This window comes from Pseudogemmobacter humi, assembly GCF_900609055.1.
Classification (GTDB): domain Bacteria; phylum Pseudomonadota; class Alphaproteobacteria; order Rhodobacterales; family Rhodobacteraceae; genus Pseudogemmobacter; species Pseudogemmobacter humi.
Genome location: NZ_UXAW01000030.1, coordinates 1 through 20,164 on the forward strand (window position 1 = coordinate 1; position 20,164 = coordinate 20,164).

The following is a 20,164-nucleotide window of genomic DNA, read 5'->3' on the forward strand; positions in this document are numbered from 1 at the left end:
GCTTGAGGGGGCGGGGCTCTGCCCTGCCCCTTCATGGGGAGAGTTTGAGAGGGGCGGCTTGCCCCCCTTTCATCAGACATGCCGAGCGGTCGATCCGCTCGACATGTCTTCATGGACGGGGGAAAGGTGACGGGCGCCTTCCAAACATGGGGAAAACCCGGCGGCTTGCGCCGCCGGGCTCCGGGCTTCCCGCTCAGAACGGGATGTCATCGTCGTCGATGAACTTGCCGTCGTCGTTCTCGGTCTGCTTCGCCCGGCTCAGGAAATCGACCGTCTCGGCGATGATCTCGGTGCCGTAGCGGTCAACCCCTGCGGCGTCGGTCCATTTCGTGTAGTGGATGCGGCCGCGAACCAGAACCTTCATGCCCTTGTCGCAATGCTCCTGGACCGTCTTGCCGAGGCCGTTGAAGCAGGTGATGCGGTGCCATTCCGTGTCCTGGACCCGATAGCCGTTCTCGTCGCGGAGGACGCGGCCTTCCGAGTAGCGGGGGCGCGAGGTGGCCAGGGTGAAGTGGGTGATGCCGGTGCCGCCCTGGGTGGTGCGGGTTTCGGGGGCCTGACCGATGTTGCCGGCGAGGATGACGATGTTCTGCATGTGTTATCTCCGTTGCTCCTCGGAGGGACCATCCCTCCGACGAGACCCGGCCAAGGCCGTCGGGAGACTCCCGCAACTGCCGTCCTGACGGCAGCTTGCCCCTAAGGCCCGGAGTGGGGCGGGCAGCCGCGCTTGCGCGGCAACACGGTCCGGAGCCGCGGGGGTTGCTGGTGGAAACCGAACGGACTTAGGGGATCAGTCAGTCGGAGGGATTGGTGCTTTCGAGAGCGGATCGGAGATGCACCACATGTTCCATCGTCATCGCCGGTAGCAGCGGCCCGGTAGGCCCGAAACCGGCTCCACCCGGCACAGCACCGCCTACCCCCTTTTCCCGGACACCTTCGCGCTTCCCGCAGGAAGGCTACGTCGTCCGCGACGAGAACGAGGCAACTCTCGGGATTCCGGGCACGGCAGGGGCATCGCGCCGGCTTCGACAGCCGCAGGCCCGGTCCGTCAGCATTGCGACAAGGGCATGAAGGTGTTTGTGGCTGCATCCCCGGCACAAAGTGGCGAGGCGGCGGGGTTGACCGCCATGGCAGCGGAACTCATGCCGACGACAGATTTCCAAGCCGGGCGAGGCGGCCCGAGAGCGATTTGGCGAGGGTATCACTGGCGTGATAGCCCGATACCTGTGCGGAAGGCCGGAGCCCGGCGGCGCAAGCCGCCGGGTTTTCGCCTTGGAAGTGAGAGAACGACCCGCCGGTTCAGCGCGAGAATACGGACTCGCCGAGGACGTTCAGATTGACGATAGCCGAGACGCCGATGACAAGGCCGCCGATCCCGCCGAGCAGATTGAGGGCGAGGCTGGAGTCGATGGCGTTCTTCGTGATGCCATAGACAAGCGCATATCCCGCGATGACGGCGGGCACCGCGAAGAGTGCGAGCGCGATGAAGCGCAGAACCGGGTTTTTGGCGAAGCCGAGAACCGCGATCACGAGGGCAACGGACAGCAAGGCGGCACCAGCGGCGGCAAAACCGGACATCAGAACACCAGCTCCCGCGCCCCACGCAAACTGAGCGGCAGTAATGGCAGCCATGACCGGCAAGGCATAAATCGCGAGATTCCAGGCGATCACGCAGGCTGTGATGGTCAAGGAGATGGCAAGCAGAATCAACGTCATGGAAACCTCCAGCAGAACGGTTGAGGATCACAACAGGCTGCCGGGAGATACGCTCCGCCTGCGACTATGCTGCTTCGCCGGTTCTTCAAGGATGCTCCATCAAATGCCCGGCGTCGTTTTCTGTCAAGGTTCGGCGGCTGAAAGCCGCCGAACGCCGGGGCTTACGCCCCGCCGTCGAACTTCATGACCGGGATGCCGAGCTTGCGGGCCTTGTCGGCGAGGTTCTCTTGGATTCCGGTGCCGGGGAAGACGAGGACGCCGACCGGCAGCACGTCCAGCAGCTGGTCGTTGCGCTTGAAGGGCGCGGCCTTGCCGTGCTTCGTCCAGTCGGGCCGGAAGGCGACCTGGGGCACCTTGCGGTGATCTGCCCAGCGGGAGGCGATCAGTTCCGCCCCCTTGGGCGACCCGCCGTGCAGCAAGACCATCTCGGGATGCTTGGCATGGACCTGATCGAGCTTCGCCCAGATCAGCCGGTGATCGTTGAAGTCGGCACCGCCGGTCACGGCCACCTTGGGACCGGCAGGCAGCATCACCTCGGTCTCGGCCCGGCGCTTCGCGGCAAGGTAGTCGCGGCTGTCGATCATCGCGGCGGTCAGATGGCGATGGTTGACCATCGAGCCGCTGCGGGGCCGCCAGGCGCTGCCGGTGTGGTGCTCGAAAGCCTCGGCGGCGAGGTCGCGGAAGAGTTCCATGCTGTTGCGCCGTTCGATGAAGGTCTGCCCCTCTGCGGTGAGGCGTTCGAGTTCGACCGATTTCACCTCGCTGCCGTCCTGTTCCCGCTGAAGCCGCCGCTGCGCCTGCTCGTTGTCGTCGAGATCGCGCTCCACCCGGGCGTTGGCGCGGTGAAAGAGATTGACGGTCCCCCAGAGAAGTTCTTCGAGATCGGGCTCGAGGCGGGTGTCGGCGAGCGTCGCGACGAGGGCGTCGAAGATGTCGGTGACGGCACTGGCGACGGTATTGCCCTCGGGCAGCGGCCGGGGATCGGGTTCGTCCTGGAACGGGCGCCAGCCGTAGAGCTGGAGTTCGGTGAGGGCGTGATCGGTCTGGGAGGAGGTGTGGATCGGTTCGGCCCCTGCGTATTCGGTTTCGTTTTCCATCGGGAGCGTCCTTCGTCTGGAGACCGCGCCCATCGCGGCCTTCGCAGGCGTCGAAGCGCACGGGCGGGACGGGTTGGCAGCCCTCGCCCGCTCCGCGAGGGCCTTGATGGCCGGGGGTGGGCTATTTTGACTTTCGCGATGCAAAGGCGGGGCTCGTCCCCGCCGGCGGAAAATAGTCCAAACCCGGCCATTGCCTGCCCGTCCCGTTTGTGCGCCGATCGCCCTCTCAGAAGGCCGTGGGCGCGGGACTCTCCGACGAAGGATGCTCCTGGCGATGACCTGAGACCGAAACCGGCAGGGGGCGAAGCTGGGCCGCGCCTCCGGGACCGATCACGCCCTCACCCTTCCATGAAACGGCGGACGTCTTCGGGATGAAGCTGATCCTTCAGGGCCGCCCTGAGGGCATTGGCGCCGTGGCGTCGCAGATCATCGTTGAAATCGCCGTTGAGCGGCGTGAGCGACATCGCCTCGATCCCGAGGCTCGCTGCTCTGGCAACCAGGCCGGCTCTTGCACCGTCCCCGGCCGGGTCGCGATCCCTGACGACATAGAGCCGGCGCAGCGTCGGCGGGAACAGGACGGCAGCGAGGTGAGCGGCCGAAAGCGCCGCCAGCATCGGCATGCGGGGCAGAACCTGACGGGGCGACAGCACGGTCTCGATGCCCTCGCCGGCGGCGAGAACCTCAGCGGCGGTGCCGAAGCGGACAGCGTGGCCGAGAAGGTCGCCCATTGCCCGACGCGGTGTCTCGACAGACGCCTTGCCGGACCCGTCCGGGGCGAGCCAGGTGCGATGCGCGCCGGTCTGGTGGCCGGAGAGATCGGTGACGGCGGCAACGAGTGCCGGCCTGATCTCGGTGGGCGAATGCTCGTCGTGCCTGTAATAGCACCGCGGATGGTAGCGTAGCGCGGTTGTGTCCGAGAGGGAGGTGATCGCCCGCCCGTTGAGGTAGATCGCAGCAAGGGTGCCGTGGATCGGCTGCGCCATGGCGAAGAGGCGGCGCGACGCTTCAGGCGAACCGGGCGCGCTGCTGGATGTGCTGCCGGTTGGCGTCTTCGTCTTCTCTGGTTCGGGATGCGGGAGGGCGAGAAAACGGCGCGCTTCCTCGGCCACGTCCTTGAAGTGGGCAAGACCGAGTGTCTGCCGGATGACATCGAGCAGATCGCCATGCTCCCCGGTGGCCATGTCGGTCCATTTCCCCGCCGCGCCCTTGCCGGATTCCGGCCCGGCAAGGCGGACGAACATCGAGCGGCCAGGAGTATTCTGCACATCGCCGACCAGCCAGTATCGCCCGACGCGATGGCCGGACGACAGGTAATGGCGGCACACCGCCTCGGCCTCCCGGCCAAGGCGGATCGCCAGTTCGGAGGCGTCGTGACGCGGCATCACGCGGCCTCCCGCTCGCCGATGCGCTCGACCGGCCAGCGGTCGAAGAGTTTGCCGAGGATCGCCGGGCCGCTGGCATCGACCGGCACGAACATACGCAGCTTCCAGGAGATGATCTCGTGGAACAGGCCATAGGCCGTGAGACGCTGGCGCATCGTGTCGGTGAAGCCCGAGAGTTCGATTCGGTTCACGCCCATGACGCGGACCCGGCGAAGCTGGAGGCCCTCGGCAAGATCGAATATCGTCCGACCTTCCATCAGGGCCGCGAAGGCATCATCCGGTGTGACCTTCGCGATGCCGGTCGTGGTGGCGTTTGCGGCCCAGGCCGGGGAGACCTTGCGGCCGATGATGCGCTCGCCCGCATCGGTCTGGAGGCGATAAACGCGGGTGGACTCGTTCGGCAGCCGTTTCCAGATCGGCAGCAGCAACCCCGTCACCATATGGAGCGTGCTGTCGGCAAACTCCGGCACTTCCGCGACCTCAGCCTCCCAGGCGGCGGCGAATGCGTCCCGGTCGGCCTCGACCCAATGGGTCTCGCCCATCATCCTGATGGGGATATTGTGCGCTTCCATCGGGCAGATCAGCCTGACGCGGCGCTCGATTTCACCATCGTCGAGCATGATGCTGGTGGTGGGGATCTGCACCGCCGCGCGCCCCGAGCGCTCGTTGATCAGCAGCTTCGCGCGCGGATCGCCGAGTTCCGCCAGGGCGGCATCGAGCGTCACCGGGTGGTTGCGCTTGCGCTCGGTGATGGTCAGCAGGCTGGTTTCCGCCCCTGTGCGCGGGTGCGTGTAGATCACCTGCCGATCCGTCACCACGAAGCACTCCGCGCACAGGGTCTCCAGCCCGGCGTCATAGGTGCCGGAGGCGATGGCACCCTCGATGCGGGCGGTCAGCAGCCCTTCGAAGGCGGTGAACAGGAGGCCCTGAAGCTCGATGGTCAGGGCGAGCAAACGGTTGAGAAACGTGGTGATCGCGGGCAGATCATCCTTGATGCCATTCGAGTCCATCAGCTTCAGGCCGGTGGCAGCCTCGAACCGCTCCAGCGAGCAACCCTCGACCTTGCCCCGCACCAGCAGGAGATAGAGCTGGCGCAGCGCGTCGCGCGCATAGTGCGATTCCAGATTGTCCTCGGGGCGGAACAGGCCCTGGCCGCCGGTCTGCCGCTGGCCGCGCGTGATCGCGCCCAGCGTGTCGAGGCGGCGGGCAATCGTGCTGAGGAACCGCTTCTCCGCCTTCACATTGGTCGAGATCGGCCGGAACAGCGGCGGCTGCGCCTGGTTGGTGCGATGGGTGCGGCCGAGGCCCTGGATGGCGGCGTCCGCCTTCCAACCCGCCTCGAGGAGATAATGGACCCGCAGGCGGGTGTTCTTTGCCGAGAGTTCGGCGTGGTAGCTGCGTCCGGTGCCGCCCGCGTCGCTGAACACCAGCACGCGCTTGGCATCGTCCATGAAGGCTTGCGTCTCGGCGAGGTTGGCCGAGCCGGCGCGGTTCTCCACGACCAGCCGGTCGATGGTGACGCCGCGCTTGCGGACAATGCGGCGCGAGCGGCCCGTCACCTCGGCCACCGTGTCGGTGCCGAAATGCTGGATGATCTGGTCCAGCGCGCCGGGGACCGGCGGCAGGCTCGCAAGGCTCGCGATCATCTCGTCGCGCCGGGCAACCGCCTCGCGGCTTTCGACGGGCTGGCCATCGCGAGTGACCGGCCGCGACGACAGGTTGCCCTCCGAATCCGTGAAGGGCTCGTAGAGCTGGACCGGGAAGGAATGGGCGAGGTAGTCCAGGACATATTCGCGCGGCGACAGGTCCATTTTCAGGTCGCCCCATTCCTCGGTGGGGATCTCCGCCAGCCGCCGCTCCATCAGTGCCTCGCCGGTCGAGACGATCTGGATGACGGAAGAATGTCCCGCCTCCAGATCGCTGGTGATCGAGCGGATCAGCGTCGGGGTTTTCATGGACGTGAGCAAATGGCCGAAAAACCGTTGCTTCGCGCTCTCGAAGGCCGAGCGCGCCGCAGATTTGGCCTGCCGGTTCAACGTGCCGGAACCGCCGTCGCCGCCGGTGATGTTGGCTGCCTGCATCGCCGCATCGAGATTGTTGTGAATGATGGCGAAAGCATCGGCATAGCTGTCGTAGATGCGGACCTGCTCGGGCGTCAGCTCGTGGTCGAGCAACTCGTATTCGACGCCTTTGAAGGACAAGGACCGGGCGGTGTAGAGACCGAGCGCCCGAAGGTCGCGGGCCAGGACCTCCATCGCCGCGACGCCACCGCCCTCGATGGCCTCGACAAACTCGGCCCTAGTCGAGAACGGGAAATCCTCGCCGCCCCAGAGGCCGAGCCGCTGCGCATAGGCGAGGTTATGGACGGTGGTGGCGCCGGTGGCCGAGACATAGACCACGCGGGCCTGCGGCAGGGCGTGCTGGAGGCGCAGCCCGGCACGGCCCTGCTGGCTGGCAGCGACATCGCCGCGTTCTCCCTTGCCGCCAGCGGCGTTCTGCATGCTGTGCGCCTCGTCGAAAATCACCACTCCATCGAAGTCGGCGCCCAACCATTCGACGATCTGTTTGACGCGCGAAACCCTTTCTCCGCGGTCATCGGAGCGTAGCGTGGCATAGGTTAGAAATAGGACGCCTTCGCCTAGGGTGATCGACTTGCCTTGAGGGAATCGGCTGAGCGGCGTAACCAGCAGGCGCTCCATGCCGAGGGCCGACCAATCGCGCTGCGCATCCTCCAGCAGCTTGTCGGACTTCGAGATCCAGACCGCTTTGCGCCGCCCCTGCATCCAGTTGTCGAGGATGATGGCGGCGGATTCCCGGCCCTTGCCGACGCCGGTGCCGTCGCCGATCATGAAGCCCTGCCGGAAACGGACGGCGTTCGGGGCGTCCTCTTGCGCGGCCGACAGGGTGTCGAAGGTATCGTCCACCGTCCACGCCCCGGCAAGAAAACCGGCATGGGCCTCGCCGGCATAGATCACGGTCTCCAGTTGTGCCTCGGACAGCTTGCCGAGGATGTCGGCCCGCAGCATCGGCCGGTAGCCGGGCTTCGGCGGCGCGATGCTCGCCATCGAGGCCGACTGCACGAGCTGGGTGGGATGCGCCTGCGCCCCGGCGATGCGGATCGTCTGGAGGCCGTATTCCTCATAGATCGCATCGGAGAGGCGACCGCCCTCAGCCGGTTCCCAATCCACGGTCTCGTAGGCGACCGGCACGGCCTCCGGCTCCGCCAGAGGCGCGGCGGGCGCGGATCGCGCGGCGCGGTTGACATAGCCGTGCACGGTGCGGGGCGTCGGGGTCGCGGCAACCGGCACGGCAATGCCGGGATCGACCGGCAGCCGGGCCGGAAGCTGATCCGCCAGCCAGCTGATCAGCGTCGCCACGTCCGGCGCGACACCGGGCGATGCCGGGAACACCACCGCGTCTTCGGCGGGCAGCTTGTCGATGACGGTCAGCCGCGTGTCGATGGTGGCGCCATGCTTGGCATAGACCGAACCATCGACGGCGGCGGAGAAGACCACGCGGCCGCGTTCCTGCAGCCGGGTCCAGGAGGCGGTCCATGCCGGATTGTCGGAGGCGAAGCTCGCCCCGGTGATGGTCACGAGCCGCCCGCCGGGCGCGAGGCGCGCCAGCGCCGAGGCGACATGGCGGAAGGCGGCATCGGCCATGCGGCCCTCGACATGGGCCATGACCGAGAACGGCGGATTCATCAGCACCACTGTCGGGATCAGGCCGGGATCGAGATGATCGTCGATCTGGGCGGCGTCGAAGCGGGTGACGGAAAGGGCCGGAAAGAGGGAGGAAAGCAGTCCGGCGCGAGCCTCGGCCAGTTCGTTGAGCAGCAGCGTGCCGCCCGCGATCTCGGCCAGAATGGCGAGAAGCCCGGTCCCGGCCGAGGGCTCCAGAACCCGGTCGGCAGGCGTGATCGCCGCCGCCGTGACCGCCGCGAAACCGAGCGAGACCGGGGTGCTGAACTGCTGGAAGGTCTGCGCTTCTTCTGACCGGCGCGTATGCGTCGGCAGAAGCCCGGCGATCTTGCCGAGCTGCGGCAAGATCATCGCAGGAGTGCCGGCTTTGCGGAAAAGCGGCTTTCCGTATTTGCGCAGGAACAGCACCGTCGCCGCCTCGCAGGCGTCATAGGCGGTCTTCCAGTTCCACGCGCCGGTGGCATCGGAAGCGCCGAAGGCCGCTTCCATCGCGCCGCGCAGCGTGGCGGCATCGACACGCTGACCACGTTCGAGGTGCGGTAGCAGCAGACCGGCAGCGATGAAGACGCAGGCTGCGGTCTCAGCGTCGTGGTCGAGCGGAAGCGGCGCCGTGGCGGATGCCGCCGCGGATGCGGAAATCATGTTCATCGGGGATTCCTCGGGAGAGCAAGACAGGATCGAGCCGCGCAGCGCTCTCTCTCGACCGCACCGGCTCAAATCCCTTCCGGCCGCTCTCTCCCTCTCAATTCGTGGCGAGAGCAGGCATGAAACAAGCGCCCGACCGGAAGGCGAGGCGCTTGTGAGGTTCAGCCAAAACGGCGTCCGGCTTCGGTGAAGGTGTATTCGTTGGCGGTGATGGCCTCATCTACCGCCTCGTCCGAGGTCAGATAGTCATATTCGCGCTCAAGGTGGCGATAGAGCCATCGGGCGAGGTCACGCAGCGCCTCAATGACCATCTCCTCGGCATCGGCGGTCATGTCCCGATATGTCGGACTGTCGCGCTCGACCGAGATCACCATGCAATACTCATGGCAGTAGTGGCCGCGATGCGTTGCCTCGGCGCGAAGCTGGTAGAAATTGCGCCGCTGGACAGCCTGAAGGGCATCGACGATGCCGTGCAGGATCGTATCCTGCGGTGCATAGGACCGGAGTTCAGTCGAGGCGTTCTTCCGGTAGGAATAGAACCCCTCCCAGCACGCGCCATCCCCCTGTGACCAGAAGCCTGAGAAGAAGATGCACGGCTGCTGCCGCGATCCGCCGCCATACAGGCGCACGGTGCGGGTCTTGAAGCGGATGCCGAGGATTTCCGCGATCCGCTGGAAATCCTCATAGACCGCATCATACCAGCCGTAGTCGAACCCGCCTTCGCGATACCAGGCGCGGGCCTTGTCCTTCGCCGTGTCTGAAAGCTCGTCGAGCCGATAGACCGTGGTTTCGATGATCTCAGGCATAGGGATCACTTCCGTCCAGGACGATCTCCAGCCAACTGCCGCTGAAAATCCAGTCCACGGTCTCACCCGTGGCGACGTCCAGGACGTGCGCGCCGCCGCCGAAGGCGTTTACCTTGGGCCGCGAGCTGGTGTTGGCGTATTGGAAACCCCAGAGGCCCGTCAGGCCGAACTCGGCAGCGCAGCGCTTGACGAACTGGATGACATGCTCGGGATCGCCGGTTTCGTCATCGCGCATCCAGAGCTGCGTGCCGCCATGCTCGGGCTGAATCGAGAGCAGGAAACCCTCGGACGGAGGGTCTTCCGCGGCGTTTTCTTCGGACAACGCATTGTAGAGTTCGAGCGCGTGGGCGGCGTTTTCGGGGGTGCCTACATCGAGCAGGCAGGAGAAATGGGTGTAGTAGTTGGCCATGTCAGGCTCCTGAAACGACAAAGCCCGGCGCAAGGCCGGGCGAGGATGAGGGGGAAGCAGGGAGAGATCAGGCGGCTTCGGGCAGCCTCAGAAGTTCGTCCGCCGTCTCGCGCCAGAAGGGATCGACCAGCCGGGCCTCGAGGAGACTGGCGCGGTAGCGGAGATCGCGGGCGGATGAGGCATCGCCGCGCCCGGTTGCCGTGAAGGCCATGCCGCGCAGACGGCTGGCCTCGGTGACGACGCGGCGGGCCTCGGCGTCGGATGCGACGGGTTGCTGCCAGAGGACGATCCCGGCCCGGACCTCTCCGGCGAGGACAAGGCCCAGGTCGCTGTCCTGAATGACCATCACGCGCGGGCGGAAGCGCAGCGCAGCGCGCGCGTCGCTGAGGATGTCGTCATGCGCGACGCGCCGGCTGGCGACCATCATCGCCTCTTCGGGGGACGGGCATTGGCCGATGACGAGCGTGCGGTCGAAGCTGCCGACGTCACCGCTATCATCGTAGCTGGCGATACCGATGCAGGAGATGCGTAGCGGTAGCTTCTGGGCGTGACGCAGCCGCGGCAATACTTGCTGCGCGACGATCTCGCCGATCGGGGTGAAGGTGGCATGGCGGGGAAGGCTCATGGGACGAACTCCGCGACAGGCGGCGGAAGCCTCTCTCCCGCCTGCAACCCGTCACGGCCAACCGGCCCGCACTCTCACTCTCCCATTGCCATGAAGGGCCGTTCCGGCCTGCGCCATGATGGTCCGAAGGTCAGCACCAAGGTTCACGCCGTCCGGCCCAGGTTCTCGCCAGCCCTTCACTGACGAGAATATCGCCGACATCGTGACCTTCGACGCGGATCGCCGCCAGGGTCTGGCCATAGCGGTCAGTGCCTTGGCGCAGGATTTCGACCCGCCGGCCGTTCATGATTTCTGCCAGCCTGATCTTGGCTTGCCGGGCAAGGTCGGATTCATGGGTGCAGCGGGCCCTCGATCTCGGGGGCGTCGATGTTGAAGATCCGAACGGCTTCGGTTTGGTGTCCCGCACCCAGCCGGATCGAGTCGCCGTCCCAGACCCGGATTTCCGCCGGTTCGCAGGATACCGTGCAGAGCATGACGGAAACGACGATATGGCTGAGCATGGCGAATGGCTTTCATCTTGAAGGAGCGAAATCGGCGTGATCGTCGCCGGTTCTTTCCGATGCGAGCCGGGATCGCAATGCGGACCGGCACGCAAGCGGCAATCGGCGGCGATTGACGGGAAGAAGGCCCGGCTGCGCTTGGGCACCGGGCCGTCGGGGTGAGGCGCTTTCGCGCCTCAGCTCCATGGATCGAGTTCCAGCTCCACCATTTCCTCGTCGCCGTCGAACTCGGCGGCGGGGCAAGCGCCGTGGGTTCCGTCCCCGGCCTGAAACACGACGATCTCGACCATCAGCGTGGAAGCGAGGCTGGCGGCGAAGGCGGTGGCATCTGCATAGGACATGGGTTCCGGCTCCTGTCTTGGGAGGCGGGGGACCATCCCCCGCGCGACAGGCGCCCGAAGTGTCTGACCGTATCTGCAATCACCCTCGGGCGTTCGGACTCTTTCCGAATCCCCGAGGGCGGCACGCTCGCGTAAGCCGACCCCTTGCGGGTTGATTGACCAAGAGACGGTCGGACCAAGGTTCGCGAATGGAAGCGGGGGTGGTGTTTTGCCTCCGACAGGGGCCGGAAGCCCGTCGCAGATGCTCCGCCGCGCCAGCCTCGTTGCCGGGTCGATTTCCAGGACGTGTTTCAGGCCGGGGACGGAACCCGCTGCATCCTGACGACGAAAGGGAGACGCAATGGTGAAGCTGGAACTCGATCCATCGCTGCCTGAGCAGCGATACCCGACGGCCCCGGTACCCAGGCGCAACTTTCAGGGCCGGTCAGTCCCAGAGCCCATCGGCGACTTCACGGGCGATGATGGCGCGGGCCTTCATCATCACGTCGTCGCCAGAGGTGTCGATATGCCCGTAAAAGCGTGTCCGGGCGCCATCTGCCGTCCAGTCGGCATAGCGGCAGTATTCGCGGGAACCGAGCCGGAAGGCGCGCATGTCCTCGGCCCAATGCGGCTTCGGCTCCACGACGACGGTGACGCCGCCGCGGGTTTCCTCCCACGGAAGCGAGCGCTCCGCGGGAGGATTGCGGCGGTCGTCGGCAAAGATTTCGTCGACCGTCATCATGCCGAACTTCCCGTGTCGGCGCTCGGGCCGAGGCCCGCCTGATCGGCCGGGGTGTGATCGCCGGTTTCGATGTCGCGCTGCACCGTCGAGAAGAACTCGTCGCGCTCCAGCATCCGCTCGAAATATTCCTCGCCGATTTCATCATCGGGCGGGGGATCGTCCTCGAAAGCGTCGCTCCACCATTCCTTGGCCAAGCCTGTGCGCCAGCACATGGCCTGGTCCTCATTGGCGAAGACACGAACATCCGTGCCATGCGGATGCTCATAGATGGCGACATAGACCCGCTGAGGGTCTGGTCGGATGAATGTAGGTTCGGTCGGCATGGTCATCTCCTGAAACGAAAACAGCCCGCCATCGCGGGACAGCGGGCCGAGTGGATGGGGTATGGGAGGATCACGCGGCCGCGCGGCCCTCAATGGCATCGGCACCAACCTCGTCGGCGGTGATCTCCTCGAGACGGGCGCGGCTGTATCCTTTCCTGGCCAGCCAGAGTTCGGCCGCCTCGCGGTCCTCGGCGAGGTGCAGCAGCTCGACGTTCTCCCCGACATCCTGCACGACGCGGACCTGACCGAGCTTCGGGCGCTCGATCACCCGGAATCTCAGATCGCTGTCGATGCCGTAGCTGCGCATGACGGTGATAAGAATGATGCCGCCTTCGCCGAAATCGCCTTCATGCAGGGTGAATGATGGTGGTGTCGTATAGGTCGGACGCTCGCGGCCCGGCTCCTTGCGCACGAGGCGACCGACCCCATTGCGGGATTTCCACGCGGCGAGCTTTCTGGTGAAGCGAGCTGGCGGCTTCGGCTGGCCGTCGCTGTAGGCGACGAGCGAGCCGAGCGGCGCAATGTCGAAGATGAGGGAAGCGGACATGAATCTGGTCTCCTGAAATGAAAACGGCCCGGCGAGATGCCGGGCCTTTGGGTGGAAGTGATGGGAAGCGGGGCGACCGAGGCCGCCCCGCCGGTGCGCGTCACTCGGCGGCAACGAGGGCCACCGGATCGTCGGCGGCCGCGTCCTCGCCGTCACCGGCGAGGAAGTCAGGCAGCGCCACGCCATCCTCGTCCTGATCGGCAGCATTATCCACGGCCTGCGCATCCATGGCGGGGCGCAGCGGCTCCGGCAGCCAGCCGGTGTCGGCCAGAAGCCGTTCCGCCTCCTTGGCCATGTCGCCCTTCTTCAGATGCGCGATGAGATCGGCAGCCCGATCACCCGCACCTTCGCGCACCGCTTCGAGGATGCGGGCCTTGGTCACGCGGCCCAGATAGTTCTCGACCGTGGGCCTCCAGCCCGCTTCGACGAGATCGAGGCCCGTGGCCTGCGCCAGCCGTTCGGCCTCGGCCATGCGGCGGTCGAGACCGTGCTGCGAGATGCCATTGCCCGAATAGGGGTTCGGCCGCTCGTAAAGCGCGTTGACGCCGAAGCTGACGCAATGCGCCAGCAAAGCGAGACGGCTCGCATCGTCCAGACCGTCGATCCAGTCCCATAGGCGATCGTCATCGCCGGAGGGAATGTCGCCCCGCCAGGCGTCCGCGCGCTCGTCGATCATCTTCGCCGCGGCGCTGTCGGCGAGCCCGGTCGCATCCGTGGGAAGATAGATATGACGCACGGCGGCATAGAGGCTCGTTCCCGAGGTGGCAGTGCGCTCGAACGTATCGAGAACCAGCTTGTGCAGCAGGGCGGTCATAGCGACGTGCGGATTCTCGGCGAGCGCATTGCGCAATGCCAGCGTGCGCCAGGCGGTCAGATCCGTCACCAACCGCTCGGGCAGCGGCTTGACGGTATCTTCGTCCTCCTCGTCGCCATTGGGGACCGGCTCGCCGCCGACGGTGATGACAGCGCGTTGCGCGGCATCAGGATCGGACGGGTCCGCACCTTCGCCGGCATCCTCGCCATCGACGGTCTCGGGTTGCTCATCCTCGGGGCGAACGTAGCCGCTGTTGACGATCAACTCGCCCTCACGGCCGATGCTGACGAAAACACCGGCACGAGTGATGTCTTCCGGCGCGAAGGTGACAGGCCGGTTCTCGAAGGCGTCCAGTTCGGCCTCGATCTCCCCGAGACGCTGATCGACCTCTTCGGGCAATTCCTCGGCTTCGGCATACTGGGCTTCGAGTTCGTCATACTCGTCGCGCAGCGCCTCGCGGGCGGCGTGTTCCTCGTCGGTCAGGTCCTGGGTCACGCCGACCAGCCTGCGCAGGCCGTTGGTGTGGCCGTAGGGAAGCTCGACCGCCGCGTCGATCCACTTCCAGCCCTGACCGGCGATCTCGTCGGCGACGGTGCGCAGCTTCTCGTCGACCAGCCGGTCGAGCCGGGTCACGTCCTGCAACCAGCCGCCGTTCTCGTCGGAGAAGAGATCGCGCAGCACCGGGCCGCCCGCCGCCTCATAGGCTTCGACGCCGATGAAGCGGGCGCGCTTGTCGGCAGCGGGAACCGTGGTCTCGGTCAGCATGTTGCGGATCTGCCAGGGTTCCTTCTGCCAGGAATTGCCGACGCGCTCCCAAACCTGCTGCTGGCGCTCGTGGTCGGGGTTGACGGTGAAGGCTTCCAGCATCGCCAGCGTCATCTCGTTGCGCGCATAAGCGTCGTGCAGCGTCGGCGCGACGGTGGCGAGGCGAAGGCGCTGCATGATGTAGCGCGGCGTGGTCCGCCAGGCATCGGCGATCTCTTCCTTCGACATGCCCATGTCGAACATCCGCTTGAACGCCTTGAACTGATCGAGCGGATGCAGGGCAAGGCGCAGCAGGTTCTCGGCCAGCGAGTCGTCGACGGCCGAGGTCTTGGCATCGGCTTTCTTCACGATGCAGGGCACGAGCCCCTCGGTCGGGAAGCGACCGGCCTCGACGAGGCGCGCGATGGACCTGTAGCGGCGGCCGCCGGCAGGGGTCTCGAAATCGCCGGTCTCGTTACCGTCCTCGTCGAGGATGGCGCGGACATTGAGGCCCTGCACGAGATCCTCGCGCCGGTCGATGTCATGGGTGAGTTCGTCCAGACCGGCCTCGACGTCGATCTCGCGGACATTGCTGTCCGACAGCCTGATCCGGTTGAACGGAATGTCGCGCGCCCGCGAAAAGACGATCATCGGGACAGCGGGCTTCTTCTTGGCAGCTTTGGCCATCGTGGTATCTCCGCGACGGGCGCCGAGAGCCTCTCTCTCGACCCTAAACCCGTCACGAAGCGAAGCGCCGCCCTCTCACTCTAGGAGGGCAGCGCCATCGCACCGGAGAACCGGAAAGCCGTGCAGCCGGAAACCCGACCCTTGTCAGTCGGCCTCAGTGACCTCCTGTGCTGTCGGATAGTCGCGCCGGTCGAACACCGATGCGGGGCCGTGGTCCGCATGTTGAAGCGCACCTTCGACGAAGGCATGTTGCGGATCGAACTGCTGATAGAAGATGTCGACCGCCGCATCCTCGTCCTCGGCTTCGACTTCCTGGACGAAGCAGACCCACATGGCGCGGCGCTGGCGAACGAAATAGCGGTTCAAGGCGGGAACACACTCGAACACCTCGTTGATTTCGCCGTCCATCCCGGCGTTCTCGAACTGCTCGACGGCATGGTCGCGGTCCTCAGCATCGCAGATCCAAGACTCGTTTTCGGCGCCGTAGCAGACGAGGTATATTTTCAAAGGTTTCTGCGATGGTGTGTGGGTCATGGGCTTTCTCCGCGACAGGCAGCCACGAGCTTCTCTCTGGCCTCGAACCCGTCACGCAGCAAAGCGCCGCCCTCTAACTCTGGAGGGCAGCGCTGTGGAGCCGGAGAACGCGAAACGCACTACGCGCCGACCTGCCCCGCGCGATACAGGATGCGTTCGGCCGCGCGGATGCCGCCGGCCTCGCGCGCGGCTTCCGCCCAGATCGAGATCGGAAAATCGCCGGCGAACAGGATGTCGCGCTCGATGCCCATGCCGAAGAGCAGCTGCAGAGAGGAAAGCTCCTCCAGCGAGAAGCTGCCAAGCTCGGGGTAGCCGATGTCGGCCAGGCCGAACATTATGTCACCATCCTCATCCAGTTCGGTGGCGAGCCAGACGCCCGCACCGAAGGGATTGAAGAACTTCACGACGGGCACATGATCGACGTCGCGCTGGCGTCCATTGGCGAGAAGCTGCGCGCGCAATTCATCGGTCAGGAGAATCATGCCGCCCTCCTGTCGATCTCGACCGCGCCGGTGTCGGTATCGCCGGCTTCGCCGGTGTCCGGCAGGAAGGCGAGCAGCCAGTCGGCCGCCTTGCTGGCCTGGGAGGCTGCCCGCACGATGGCGCGGTTGTCCTCGCGCAGCACCTCCAGCCAGGAGCCGATATAATCGGCATGGCGGACGGTCGGCACGATGCCGAGCGAGGCGCAACAGAAGGCGGCGGTGATCTCGGCCACCAGTTCCTCGAAAGCGTATTTCTTCGTTCCGAAGGAGCCGGAGAAATCACGGGCGAGGCGCGACGGATGGCCCGTCGCGTGACCCATCTCGTGCAGCGCCGTCCGGTGCCAGTTGATCGGCTCGAAGTAGGCTTGCGGCGGCGGGACCATCACGAAGTCTTGCGACGGGACATAGAAGGCGCGATTGCCGCCGATGCGGAAGTCGATGCCGGTGGCCCGGATCAGCACCTCGACCTGCGGCTCGATCAGGCCCGGCGGGGGCGGCGGTGTGACGGTGGCGATCTCCTCGGGCAGGCCCTCGCACTGCGCGGTGTTGAAGACCGTGAAGCGTTTCAGGAACGGGATTTTCCCCGGCTCCTCGCCGGTCTCACGGGCGCGGCGTTTCTCATCCTCGGGCGTGAAGCGGTCGGCATAGACGACGGTGGTGCCGCGCTCGCCCTTGCGCACATTGCCGCCGAGGGCCGCCGCCTGCCGGTAGGTGAGCCAGCCCTGGCCGGGGAAGCCATGCTGGATCACCGCGCCCCAGAGGATCAGGATGTTGATGCCGCTATAAGCCCGGCCGGTGCTGGCGTTCCTCGGCAGGCCGAGCGGGGCCTGCGTCGTGGACGAGCCCCAGGGCTGGACCCACGGAAACTGCCCGGCCTCCAGCTCGGAGATGATCTTGCCGGTGATTTCTTCGTAAAGGTTCGCCCGGTCCGAGGCCGGGGGCGCGCTGCGATCTTGTTTGGACATCGCGGTTCTCCGCGACGGGCGCCGGAGACCCTTCTCCAGCCCTCAACCCGTCACGGCAAACCCGTCCGCACTCTCACTCTCAGGGGGCGTTGCGGGGCAGGCTGTGCAGAAACTCAGCGAGGACTCGATGCGGCCGCGATGACGCAAACCGAATAGAGCGGGGTTCTCAACCCCGCGACATCAGCGCTCCGGTTCCGAAGGCGTTCGAAGCGCGGATAATGTTGAATGCCAGGACCGAGAGGGCAGCTTCGGCTTTCACCCGCCGCAAACCGCGGGTCAGGAAGCGACCTCCGCCAGACATTCGCTTGATGGTGCCGAAGGGATGCTCGACCGTGCAGCGCCGGATCGTCATAAGATCAGGTTTCTCCTGAACCCGACGTTCCATCCGATCGAGCGCGCCCTGATCCACGAGCCTGTGAATGGTGCGCTGATATCCCGGCGTACACTGCTGTTTGATCTGGCAAGTCTGGCAGGCGGGCGTTCTGTAACGGATCGCCCGATTTCGGGTATGCTTGCCCTTGGGATACATGGTTTCACCAGCAGGGCAGCGGATCGTGTCGGTCTGCTCGTCATGGACGAATTGCACGGGGCGGAAGTATTGCGCGCTCATGGCCCCGCGCTTGATCGGCGCTGCCACGCGGACACCGTCCTGTTCGCAACGCGCGACTTCCTGCGCGTTCGAGTAGCCTCCGTCCGCCAGCACTTCGAGCTGGTCGACGTCGAGCACTTCTTTTGCCGCTATCGCCATTGGATGCAGCAACTGGCTGTCGTTGGCTTCGTTGGCGACATCGTTGTGAATGATCAGCCCGCTTTCGATATCGACGACACTCTGGAGATTATAGGCCGGGAACTTCGGCGCCCGGCCATATCCCATTGGTCGTGCATCCGGCTCTCCGAAGACCACGACGTTGGTATCATGCTCAGCAAGTTCGGCCTGCCGCTTTTCCAAGCGCTGCTTACGGCGTTCGAGTGACGCGATCGCGCTGGCAAACGCCGCGCGATTGACCGTCTGATCGCGCGCGCCCGCCGAGTGTTGATCTGCTATGTTGAGGCGGTCGAGATAGTAGGCGATTTCTGTTTCGGTATGAGCGATGTCGCGTGCCAGACGATCCGCTCCTGCAATATTCTTCGCGCTGGCAACCGCCCGCATCTTTGTTCCGTCCAGCGCCACCTTGCCAGGAGTGACCAAGCCGTTCTCGCGACAGAAGCTGATGAATGCGGCCCCCGTGCGGATGATCGCTTCGGGGTTGTCGTGCCGGAACGCCGCAATGGTCCGATAGTCCGGGGTCATGCGCCGCATCAGCCAGATGGCCTCCAGATCGCGCTGGCAGGCGCGCTCCAATTGTCGCGATGAACGCAACTGGTTCAGGTAGCCCCAGATGTAGAGCCGCAGCATGTCGCCGGGGTGATAGCCAGGTCGTCCTGTCGGGGCAGAGACGGTGCGCTCGAAGCCGAGCGCCGTGAGATCGAGGGTTTCGACGAAGGCATCAATGACGCGGACGAGAGAGTCCTGCGACACGTAATCTTCAACACAGGCGGGCAGCAGTAACGGCTGGCTCCGGTCATATCCCTCAATAAAGCGTCCCATCGTGCCCCCGTCCCGCAAATAATTAAGTGTACCATCCGCAGGTGAATAACCCCAGTAAATGCTTGGCAATACGAGCAATATCTACTGAGCGCGCTTGGGCTTCCCGTCCTCACTGTTCGGCGGCGCTGTCCAGCTACCCGACCAGGTGGAAACTTCGGATCGTCCCTGCCTAGACTCTCGCCAATATGTCGATTAGTCTCGACATATGGAATCAGATAATGCCATCCTCGCTTTCGCCGCGCTCGCGCAACCGACCCGACTCGACGTGTTCCGTCTACTGATGGAGCATGAGCCGGACGGGTTGCCCGCAGGCGAGATCGCCCGCAGGTTAGATGTCCCCCACAATACGATGTCCACACATCTGGCGACGCTGACGCGCGCCAGCCTGATAGAGGCGGAGCGGCATAGCCGGTCGATCATTTATCGGGCAAGGCTCGACGCCGTTCGCGCGCTTGCCAGCTTTCTCGTCAAGGATTGCTGCGGCGGCCGACCCGAGATCTGCGCGCCGCTGATCGCCGATTTTTCCCCTTGCTGCTCACCGCAAACCCTCACCGCAAAGGAGGCGACTCATGACTGACCGCATCTTCAACGTCCTGTTCCTCTGCACCGGCAATTCGGCGCGCTCAATCCTCGCGGAAAGCATCCTGAACAAGGATGGCGAAGGCCGATTTCGTGCCTTCTCTGCCGGGTCGCAACCCAAGGGGGCGGTCAATCCCTTCGCGCTGAAGGTACTGAAGAGCTTCGACTACCCCTCTGAAGGCTTCCGCTCGAAGGGTTGGGAAGAGTTTGCTGGGCCTGATGCGCCTGTTATGGATTTCGTGTTCACCGTCTGCGACAACGCCGCCGGCGAAACCTGCCCTGTCTGGCCTGGCCAGCCGATGACAGCTCATTGGGGCATCGAAGACCCTGCCGCCGTCGATGGGCCGGATATCCAGAAGGAAGCCGCCTTCGTTGCGGCCTTCCGCTACATGAAGAACCGCATCTCGGCGTTCACGTCCCTGCCGGTTGCTAGTCTCGACAAGGCGTCGCTGCGCACGAAGCTGACCGAGATCGGCCAATCAGATGGCGCGTCGTCTCCCAGAAACAGCGCGGCGTGAGGCAAGCCATGGATGTCATCATCTATCACAACCCGGATTGCGGGACTTCGCGCAACACCTTGGCGATGATCCGCAATGCGGGCGTCGAGCCGCATGTCATCGAATATCTGAAGACGCCGCCATCTCGGGACATGCTGACTCGGCTTATCGCGCGCATGGGTATATCTGCGCGAGAGCTGCTCCGTGAGAAAGGCACGCCTTATGCCGAACTTGGCCTTGGCGACCCGGCTCTGAGCGAGGCGCAATTGCTCGATGCCATGATGGCGCATCCTATCCTGATCAACCGACCCATCGTCGTCAGCCCTAAGGGCGTCCGGCTCTGCCGACCGTCCGAGGACGTGCTCGACCTGCTGCCGCCGCAACGCGGCGCGTTCGTCAAGGAAGACGGCGAGCGCGTGATCGACGAACACGGCCAGCGTGTCGCAACGGCCTGAGGGAAT

The 20,164-nt window shown here is 65.3% G+C and carries 22 protein-coding genes; 3 read left to right on the top strand and 19 right to left on the bottom strand.

All coding sequences use genetic code 11. The features are described 5' to 3' along the window. Positions 1–193: 193 nt before the first annotated feature. The 19 genes from XINFAN_RS01045 to XINFAN_RS01130 all read right to left on the bottom strand — a co-directional run bounded on the left by XINFAN_RS01045 (position 194) and on the right by XINFAN_RS01130 (position 18,627). The gene (locus XINFAN_RS01045) at positions 194–595 is read right to left on the bottom strand and encodes a single-stranded DNA-binding protein (protein ID WP_094463141.1); all 402 of its coding nucleotides are present in this window, start codon (positions 593–595) and stop codon (positions 194–196) included. Between the two features lie 704 nt (positions 596–1,299). After that, complete coding sequence (locus XINFAN_RS01050) at positions 1,300–1,716, bottom strand: hypothetical protein (protein ID WP_094463142.1); 417 nt, start codon at positions 1,714–1,716, stop codon at positions 1,300–1,302. Between the two features lie 161 nt (positions 1,717–1,877). After that, on the bottom strand, positions 1,878–2,813 hold the full coding sequence (locus tag XINFAN_RS01055) for a DUF2493 domain-containing protein (protein WP_094463143.1): 936 nt from the start codon (positions 2,811–2,813) through the stop codon (positions 1,878–1,880). A gap of 338 nt (positions 2,814–3,151) precedes the next feature. Beyond that, the gene (locus XINFAN_RS01060; protein ID WP_094463144.1) at positions 3,152–4,195 is read right to left on the bottom strand and encodes a DUF7146 domain-containing protein; all 1,044 of its coding nucleotides are present in this window, start codon (positions 4,193–4,195) and stop codon (positions 3,152–3,154) included. Continuing rightward, entirely contained in the window at positions 4,195–8,544 is a 4,350-nt protein-coding gene (locus XINFAN_RS01065) for a strawberry notch family protein (RefSeq protein WP_119396678.1), read from the bottom strand. Before XINFAN_RS01065 ends, XINFAN_RS01060 begins: the two co-directional genes overlap by 1 nt. 158 nt (positions 8,545–8,702) lie before the next feature. Then, positions 8,703–9,347, bottom strand: a complete 645-nt coding sequence (locus XINFAN_RS01070) for a DUF8835 domain-containing pootine (protein ID WP_124084664.1) — start codon at positions 9,345–9,347, stop codon at positions 8,703–8,705. Further along, positions 9,340–9,756 carry a hypothetical protein gene (locus XINFAN_RS01075; RefSeq protein WP_124084665.1) on the bottom strand — a complete coding sequence of 139 codons (417 nt, stop codon included), beginning with the start codon at positions 9,754–9,756 and terminating at the stop codon, positions 9,340–9,342. Before XINFAN_RS01075 ends, XINFAN_RS01070 begins: the two co-directional genes overlap by 8 nt. A 67-nt stretch (positions 9,757–9,823) precedes the next feature. Then, the gene (locus tag XINFAN_RS01080) at positions 9,824–10,381 is read right to left on the bottom strand and encodes a hypothetical protein (RefSeq protein ID WP_094463147.1); all 558 of its coding nucleotides are present in this window, start codon (positions 10,379–10,381) and stop codon (positions 9,824–9,826) included. Between the two features lie 130 nt (positions 10,382–10,511). Beyond that, entirely contained in the window at positions 10,512–10,787 is a 276-nt protein-coding gene (locus tag XINFAN_RS01085) for a thermonuclease family protein (protein ID WP_199286333.1), read from the bottom strand. Next, entirely contained in the window at positions 10,711–10,881 is a 171-nt protein-coding gene (locus XINFAN_RS21905; protein ID WP_199286334.1) for a hypothetical protein, read from the bottom strand. Before XINFAN_RS21905 ends, XINFAN_RS01085 begins: the two co-directional genes overlap by 77 nt. A 176-nt stretch (positions 10,882–11,057) precedes the next feature. After that, complete coding sequence (locus tag XINFAN_RS01090; protein WP_162936430.1) at positions 11,058–11,222, bottom strand: hypothetical protein; 165 nt, start codon at positions 11,220–11,222, stop codon at positions 11,058–11,060. 424 nt (positions 11,223–11,646) lie between these two features. Then, the gene (locus XINFAN_RS01095) at positions 11,647–11,943 is read right to left on the bottom strand and encodes a hypothetical protein (RefSeq protein ID WP_094463149.1); all 297 of its coding nucleotides are present in this window, start codon (positions 11,941–11,943) and stop codon (positions 11,647–11,649) included. Further along, entirely contained in the window at positions 11,940–12,266 is a 327-nt protein-coding gene (locus tag XINFAN_RS01100; RefSeq protein ID WP_124084666.1) for a hypothetical protein, read from the bottom strand. Before XINFAN_RS01100 ends, XINFAN_RS01095 begins: the two co-directional genes overlap by 4 nt. Positions 12,267–12,336: 70 nt before the next feature. After that, entirely contained in the window at positions 12,337–12,813 is a 477-nt protein-coding gene (locus tag XINFAN_RS01105; protein WP_124084667.1) for a UCP036055 family protein, read from the bottom strand. Between the two features lie 100 nt (positions 12,814–12,913). Then, a complete protein-coding gene (locus XINFAN_RS01110; RefSeq protein ID WP_094463151.1) occupies positions 12,914–15,058 on the bottom strand; it encodes a ParB/RepB/Spo0J family partition protein in 2,145 nt (714 codons plus the stop codon). 144 nt (positions 15,059–15,202) lie between these two features. Continuing rightward, the gene (locus XINFAN_RS01115) at positions 15,203–15,592 is read right to left on the bottom strand and encodes a hypothetical protein (protein ID WP_124084668.1); all 390 of its coding nucleotides are present in this window, start codon (positions 15,590–15,592) and stop codon (positions 15,203–15,205) included. 119 nt (positions 15,593–15,711) lie between these two features. Next, positions 15,712–16,074, bottom strand: coding sequence for a DUF2958 domain-containing protein (locus XINFAN_RS01120; protein ID WP_094463153.1), 363 nt, complete (start codon positions 16,072–16,074; stop codon positions 15,712–15,714). Beyond that, entirely contained in the window at positions 16,071–17,039 is a 969-nt protein-coding gene (locus XINFAN_RS01125; RefSeq protein WP_094463154.1) for an ArdC family protein, read from the bottom strand. The genes XINFAN_RS01120 and XINFAN_RS01125 overlap by 4 nt, the downstream gene beginning before the upstream one ends. Positions 17,040–17,205: 166 nt before the next feature. Continuing rightward, positions 17,206–18,627: an IS1182 family transposase gene (locus XINFAN_RS01130; RefSeq protein WP_124084669.1), complete on the bottom strand. Its 1,422-nt coding sequence runs from the start codon at positions 18,625–18,627 to the stop codon at positions 17,206–17,208. Between the two features lie 205 nt (positions 18,628–18,832). Between XINFAN_RS01130 and XINFAN_RS01135 the strand changes: the two genes are divergently transcribed. From XINFAN_RS01135 to arsC, 3 genes are read left to right on the top strand one after another with little or no spacing between them, the layout of a single operon-like run. Next, positions 18,833–19,204: an ArsR/SmtB family transcription factor gene (locus tag XINFAN_RS01135; RefSeq protein WP_046845536.1), complete on the top strand. Its 372-nt coding sequence runs from the start codon at positions 18,833–18,835 to the stop codon at positions 19,202–19,204. After that, positions 19,197–19,724 (top strand): arsenate reductase ArsC, encoded by a 528-nt coding sequence (locus XINFAN_RS01140; RefSeq protein ID WP_064331682.1) that lies wholly within the window; start codon positions 19,197–19,199, stop codon positions 19,722–19,724. Before XINFAN_RS01135 ends, XINFAN_RS01140 begins: the two co-directional genes overlap by 8 nt. A gap of 8 nt (positions 19,725–19,732) precedes the next feature. Then, entirely contained in the window at positions 19,733–20,158 is a 426-nt protein-coding gene (gene arsC / locus XINFAN_RS01145; protein WP_124084670.1) for an arsenate reductase (glutaredoxin), read from the top strand. Positions 20,159–20,164 lie beyond the last annotated feature (6 nt).

Excerpts from the sequence above, each read along its gene's own strand:
- XINFAN_RS01045 (WP_094463141.1), bottom strand. The coding sequence starts at position 595 with ATGCAGAACATCGTCATCCTCGCCGGCAACATCGGTCAGGCCCCCGAA.
- XINFAN_RS01050 (WP_094463142.1), bottom strand. The coding sequence starts at position 1,716 with ATGACGTTGATTCTGCTTGCCATCTCCTTGACCATCACAGCCTGCGTG.
- XINFAN_RS01055 (WP_094463143.1), bottom strand. The coding sequence starts at position 2,813 with ATGGAAAACGAAACCGAATACGCAGGGGCCGAACCGATCCACACCTCC.
- XINFAN_RS01060 (WP_094463144.1), bottom strand. The coding sequence starts at position 4,195 with ATGCCGCGTCACGACGCCTCCGAACTGGCGATCCGCCTTGGCCGGGAG.
- XINFAN_RS01065 (WP_119396678.1), bottom strand. The coding sequence starts at position 8,544 with ATGAACATGATTTCCGCATCCGCGGCGGCATCCGCCACGGCGCCGCTT.
- XINFAN_RS01070 (WP_124084664.1), bottom strand. The coding sequence starts at position 9,347 with ATGCCTGAGATCATCGAAACCACGGTCTATCGGCTCGACGAGCTTTCA.
- XINFAN_RS01075 (WP_124084665.1), bottom strand. The coding sequence starts at position 9,756 with ATGGCCAACTACTACACCCATTTCTCCTGCCTGCTCGATGTAGGCACC.
- XINFAN_RS01080 (WP_094463147.1), bottom strand. The coding sequence starts at position 10,381 with ATGAGCCTTCCCCGCCATGCCACCTTCACCCCGATCGGCGAGATCGTC.
- XINFAN_RS21905 (WP_199286334.1), bottom strand. The coding sequence starts at position 10,881 with ATGCTCAGCCATATCGTCGTTTCCGTCATGCTCTGCACGGTATCCTGC.
- XINFAN_RS01090 (WP_162936430.1), bottom strand. The coding sequence starts at position 11,222 with ATGTCCTATGCAGATGCCACCGCCTTCGCCGCCAGCCTCGCTTCCACG.
- XINFAN_RS01095 (WP_094463149.1), bottom strand. The coding sequence starts at position 11,943 with ATGATGACGGTCGACGAAATCTTTGCCGACGACCGCCGCAATCCTCCC.
- XINFAN_RS01100 (WP_124084666.1), bottom strand. The coding sequence starts at position 12,266 with ATGCCGACCGAACCTACATTCATCCGACCAGACCCTCAGCGGGTCTAT.
- XINFAN_RS01105 (WP_124084667.1), bottom strand. The coding sequence starts at position 12,813 with ATGTCCGCTTCCCTCATCTTCGACATTGCGCCGCTCGGCTCGCTCGTC.
- XINFAN_RS01110 (WP_094463151.1), bottom strand. The coding sequence starts at position 15,058 with ATGGCCAAAGCTGCCAAGAAGAAGCCCGCTGTCCCGATGATCGTCTTT.
- XINFAN_RS01115 (WP_124084668.1), bottom strand. The coding sequence starts at position 15,592 with ATGACCCACACACCATCGCAGAAACCTTTGAAAATATACCTCGTCTGC.
- XINFAN_RS01120 (WP_094463153.1), bottom strand. The coding sequence starts at position 16,074 with ATGATTCTCCTGACCGATGAATTGCGCGCGCAGCTTCTCGCCAATGGA.
- XINFAN_RS01125 (WP_094463154.1), bottom strand. The coding sequence starts at position 17,039 with ATGTCCAAACAAGATCGCAGCGCGCCCCCGGCCTCGGACCGGGCGAAC.
- XINFAN_RS01130 (WP_124084669.1), bottom strand. The coding sequence starts at position 18,627 with ATGGGACGCTTTATTGAGGGATATGACCGGAGCCAGCCGTTACTGCTG.
- XINFAN_RS01135 (WP_046845536.1), top strand. The coding sequence starts at position 18,833 with ATGGAATCAGATAATGCCATCCTCGCTTTCGCCGCGCTCGCGCAACCG.
- XINFAN_RS01140 (WP_064331682.1), top strand. The coding sequence starts at position 19,197 with ATGACTGACCGCATCTTCAACGTCCTGTTCCTCTGCACCGGCAATTCG.
- arsC (WP_124084670.1), top strand. The coding sequence starts at position 19,733 with ATGGATGTCATCATCTATCACAACCCGGATTGCGGGACTTCGCGCAAC.